1 tRNA gene and 2 rRNA genes are annotated in these 4,884 nt (G+C 49.8%); all 3 read left to right on the top strand.

Going from position 1 to position 4,884, the window contains the following annotated elements:
• Positions 1–64 precede the first annotated feature (64 nt).
• The 3 genes from HMPREF9423_RS11650 (at position 65) to HMPREF9423_RS11660 (ending at position 4,761) form a co-directional block, all read left to right on the top strand.
• A 16S ribosomal RNA gene (locus HMPREF9423_RS11650) occupies positions 65–1,610 on the top strand.
• Between the two features lie 50 nt (positions 1,611–1,660).
• Positions 1,661–1,733: transfer RNA gene (locus tag HMPREF9423_RS11655), tRNA-Ala, on the top strand.
• A 125-nt stretch (positions 1,734–1,858) separates the two neighbouring features.
• Positions 1,859–4,761 (top strand): 23S ribosomal RNA (locus tag HMPREF9423_RS11660).
• The 16S and 23S rRNA genes sit together here with 1 tRNA gene alongside, the layout of an rRNA operon.
• Positions 4,762–4,884: the final 123 nt, after the last annotated feature.

Raw genomic sequence — 4,884 nt, forward strand, 5'->3', positions numbered from 1 at the left:
TAGTACTGAACAATGAAAAAAACAATAAATCTGTCAGTGACAGAAATGAGTGAGAACTCAAACTTTTAATGAGAGTTTGATCCTGGCTCAGGACGAACGCTGGCGGCGTGCCTAATACATGCAAGTAGAACGCTGAAGGAGGAGCTTGCTCTTCTGGATGAGTTGCGAACGGGTGAGTAACGCGTAGGTAACCTGCCTGGTAGCGGGGGATAACTATTGGAAACGATAGCTAATACCGCATAACAGTAGATATCGCATGATAGCTGCTTGAAAGGTGCAATTGCACCACTACCAGATGGACCTGCGTTGTATTAGCTAGTTGGTGAGGTAACGGCTCACCAAGGCAACGATACATAGCCGACCTGAGAGGGTGATCGGCCACACTGGGACTGAGACACGGCCCAGACTCCTACGGGAGGCAGCAGTAGGGAATCTTCGGCAATGGACGGAAGTCTGACCGAGCAACGCCGCGTGAGTGAAGAAGGTTTTCGGATCGTAAAGCTCTGTTGTAAGAGAAGAACGAGTGTGAGAGTGGAAAGTTCACACTGTGACGGTATCTTACCAGAAAGGGACGGCTAACTACGTGCCAGCAGCCGCGGTAATACGTAGGTCCCGAGCGTTGTCCGGATTTATTGGGCGTAAAGCGAGCGCAGGCGGTTAGATAAGTCTGAAGTTAAAGGCTGTGGCTTAACCATAGTACGCTTTGGAAACTGTTTAACTTGAGTGCAAGAGGGGAGAGTGGAATTCCATGTGTAGCGGTGAAATGCGTAGATATATGGAGGAACACCGGTGGCGAAAGCGGCTCTCTGGCTTGTAACTGACGCTGAGGCTCGAAAGCGTGGGGAGCAAACAGGATTAGATACCCTGGTAGTCCACGCCGTAAACGATGAGTGCTAGGTGTTAGACCCTTTCCGGGGTTTAGTGCCGAAGCTAACGCATTAAGCACTCCGCCTGGGGAGTACGACCGCAAGGTTGAAACTCAAAGGAATTGACGGGGGCCCGCACAAGCGGTGGAGCATGTGGTTTAATTCGAAGCAACGCGAAGAACCTTACCAGGTCTTGACATCCCTCTGACCGCTCTAGAGATAGAGTTTTCCTTCGGGACAGAGGTGACAGGTGGTGCATGGTTGTCGTCAGCTCGTGTCGTGAGATGTTGGGTTAAGTCCCGCAACGAGCGCAACCCCTATTGTTAGTTGCCATCATTTAGTTGGGCACTCTAGCGAGACTGCCGGTAATAAACCGGAGGAAGGTGGGGATGACGTCAAATCATCATGCCCCTTATGACCTGGGCTACACACGTGCTACAATGGTTGGTACAACGAGTCGCAAGCCGGTGACGGCAAGCTAATCTCTTAAAGCCAATCTCAGTTCGGATTGTAGGCTGCAACTCGCCTACATGAAGTCGGAATCGCTAGTAATCGCGGATCAGCACGCCGCGGTGAATACGTTCCCGGGCCTTGTACACACCGCCCGTCACACCACGAGAGTTTGTAACACCCGAAGTCGGTGAGGTAACCATTTGGAGCCAGCCGCCTAAGGTGGGATAGATGATTGGGGTGAAGTCGTAACAAGGTAGCCGTATCGGAAGGTGCGGCTGGATCACCTCCTTTCTAAGGATAAGGAATGCACATTGGTCTTGTTTAGTCTTGAGAGGTCTTGTGGGGCCTTAGCTCAGCTGGGAGAGCGCCTGCTTTGCACGCAGGAGGTCAGCGGTTCGATCCCGCTAGGCTCCATTGGTGAGAGATCACCAAGTAATGCACATTGAAAATTGAATATCTATATCAAATAGTAACAAGAAAATAAACCGAAAACGCTGTAGTATTAATAAGAGTTTATGACTGAAAGGTCAAAAAAGTAAGGTTAAGTTAATAAGGGCGCACGGTGGATGCCTTGGCACTAGGAGCCGAAGAAGGACGTGACAAACGACGATATGCCTTGGGTAGCTGTAAGTAAGCGATGATCCAGGGATTTCCGAATGGGGGAACCCAACAGGTACTACCTGTTACCCATATCTGTTAAGGATATGAGGAGGAAGACGCAGTGAACTGAAACATCTAAGTAGCTGCAGGAAGAGAAAGCAAAAGCGATTGCCTTAGTAGCGGCGAGCGAAACGGCAGGAGGGCAAACCGAAGAGTTTACTCTTCGGGGTTGTAGGACTGTAATGTGGACTCAAAGACTATAGAAGAATGACATGGGAAGGTCAGCCAAAGAGAGTGAGAGCCTCGTATTTAAAATAGTCTTTGTACCTAGCAGTATCCTGAGTACGGCGAGACACGTGAAATCTCGTCGGAATCTGGGAGGACCATCTCCCAACCCTAAATACTCCCTAGTGACCGATAGTGAACCAGTACCGTGAGGGAAAGGTGAAAAGCACCCCGGGAGGGGAGTGAAATAGAACCTGAAACCGTGTGCCTACAACAAGTTCGAGCCCGTTAATGGGTGAGAGCGTGCCTTTTGTAGAATGAACCGGCGAGTTACGATATGATGCGAGGTTAAGTTGAAGAGACGGAGCCGTAGGGAAACCGAGTCTGAATAGGGCGCTTTAGTATTATGTCGTAGACCCGAAACCATGTGACCTACCCATGAGCAGGTTGAAGGTGCGGTAAGACGCACTGGAGGACCGAACCAGGGCACGTTGAAAAGTGCTTGGATGACTTGTGGGTAGCGGAGAAATTCCAAACGAACTTGGAGATAGCTGGTTCTCTCCGAAATAGCTTTAGGGCTAGCGTCGACATTAAGATTCTTGGAGGTAGAGCACTGTTTGGGTGAGGGGTCCATCTCGGATTACCAATCTCAGATAAACTCCGAATGCCAATGAATTATGGTCGGCAGTCAGACTGCGAGTGCTAAGATCCGTAGTCGAAAGGGAAACAGCCCAGACCACCAGCTAAGGTCCCAAAATAATTGTTAAGTGGAAAAGGATGTGGGGTTGCACAGACAACTAGGATGTTAGCTTAGAAGCAGCTATTCATTCAAAGAGTGCGTAATAGCTCACTAGTCGAGTGACCCTGCGCCGAAAATGTACCGGGGCTAAAACAATTTACCGAAGCTGTGGATACCTTTATAGGTATGGTAGGAGAGCGTTCTATGTGTGGAGAAGGTGTACCGTGAGGAGCGCTGGAACGCATAGAAGTGAGAATGCCGGTATGAGTAGCGAAAGACAGGTGAGAATCCTGTCCACCGTAAGACTAAGGTTTCCAGGGGAAGGCTCGTCCGCCCTGGGTTAGTCGGGACCTAAGGAGAGACCGAAAGGTGTATCCGATGGACAACAGGTTGATATTCCTGTACTAGAGTATGTAGTGATGGAGGGACGCAGTAGGCTAACTAAAGCAGACGATTGGAAGTGTCTGTCTAAGCAGTGAGGTGTGAATTGAGTTAAATGCTTAATTCTATAACATTGAGCTGTGATGGGGAGCGAAGTTTAGTAGCGAAGTTAGTGACGTCACACTGCCAAGAAAAGCTTCTAGCGTTTAAACATACTCTACCCGTACCGCAAACCGACACAGGTAGTCGAGGCGAGTAGCCTCAGGTGAGCGAGAGAACTCTCGTTAAGGAACTCGGCAAAATGACCCCGTAACTTCGGGAGAAGGGGTGCTGACTTTACGTCAGCCGCAGTGAATAGGCCCAAGCAACTGTTTATCAAAAACACAGCTCTCTGCTAAATCGTAAGATGATGTATAGGGGGTGACGCCTGCCCGGTGCTGGAAGGTTAAGAGGAGTGCTTAGGAGTAATCCGAAGGTATGAATTGAAGCCCCAGTAAACGGCGGCCGTAACTATAACGGTCCTAAGGTAGCGAAATTCCTTGTCGGGTAAGTTCCGACCCGCACGAAAGGCGTAATGATTTGGGCACTGTCTCAACGAGAGACTCGGTGAAATTTTAGTACCTGTGAAGATGCAGGTTACCCGCGACAGGACGGAAAGACCCCATGGAGCTTTACTGCAGTTTGATATTGAGTGTCTGTACCACATGTACAGGATAGGTAGGAGTCTATGAGATCGGGACGCCAGTTTCGAAGGAGACGATGTTGGGATACTACCCTTGTGTTATGGCCACTCTAACCCGGATAGGTGATCCCTATCGGAGACAGTGTCTGACGGGCAGTTTGACTGGGGCGGTCGCCTCCTAAAAGGTAACGGAGGCGCCCAAAGGTTCCCTCAGAATGGTTGGAAATCATTCGCAGAGTGTAAAGGTATAAGGGAGCTTGACTGCGAGAGCTACAACTCGAGCAGGGACGAAAGTCGGGCTTAGTGATCCGGTGGTTCCGTATGGAAGGGCCATCGCTCAACGGATAAAAGCTACCCTGGGGATAACAGGCTTATCTCCCCCAAGAGTTCACATCGACGGGGAGGTTTGGCACCTCGATGTCGGCTCGTCGCATCCTGGGGCTGTAGTCGGTCCCAAGGGTTGGGCTGTTCGCCCATTAAAGCGGCACGCGAGCTGGGTTCAGAACGTCGTGAGACAGTTCGGTCCCTATCCGTCGCGGGCGTAGGAAATTTGAGAGGATCTGCTCCTAGTACGAGAGGACCAGAGTGGACTTACCGCTGGTGTACCAGTTGTCTTGCCAAAGGCATCGCTGGGTAGCTATGTAGGGAAGGGATAAACGCTGAAAGCATCTAAGTGTGAAACCCACCTCAAGATGAGATTTCCCATGATTTTATATCAGTAAGAGCCCTGAGAGATGATCAGGTAGATAGGTTAGAAGTGGAAGTGTGGCGACACATGTAGCGGACTAATACTAATAGCTCGAGGACTTATCCAAAGTAACTGAGAATACGAAAGCGAAGGTTTTCTTGTAATTTGATAGATATTCAATTTTGAGTAGGTATTACTCAGAGTTAAGTGACGATAGCCTAGGAGATACACCTGTACCCATGCCGAACAC

It is taken from the genome of Streptococcus infantis ATCC 700779 (genome assembly GCF_000187465.1).
Classification (GTDB): Bacteria; Bacillota; Bacilli; order Lactobacillales; family Streptococcaceae; genus Streptococcus; species Streptococcus infantis.